This window comes from Leadbetterella sp. DM7 (assembly GCF_040829825.2).
Lineage (GTDB): Bacteria > Bacteroidota > Bacteroidia > Cytophagales > Spirosomataceae > Leadbetterella.
In genome coordinates this window covers 1-279 of the sequence record NZ_JBFOLH020000065.1, presented here as the reverse complement: position 1 = coordinate 279, position 279 = coordinate 1, and the positions used below count along the sequence as shown (strand labels likewise).

The window sequence follows — 279 nt, the reverse complement described above, 5'->3', positions numbered from 1 at the left end:
AAAACGAACACTTGCGAATAACGCTAGAGCTTTACAGGCTGAGATTAAGAATAACGAGAAGCTGCTCGCTGAACGCCGTGAAATGGCTTATAAGGCCGCACAGATTCAGAAACGTGCGGAAGTTAATTTAGCAGTACAGCAAAAACTTTATAACGGCACATTCTTCGGCAAGAACAAGAATTCCACTTCTGAAAAAGCAGTGGAAATGCGCGCAAATATTGAATTGTGGCGTAAAGAGGCAGATGCGGCCAAGCTTGTTAAGGAGCAAATCAAGTCTGT

Annotated in this window: 1 protein-coding gene; it reads left to right on the top strand. The window is 43.4% G+C overall.

Annotated features, from left to right (window positions below):
* On the top strand, nucleotides 1–279 hold a 279-nt coding region (locus AB2U10_RS19245), incomplete at both ends, for a hypothetical protein (protein ID WP_367916700.1).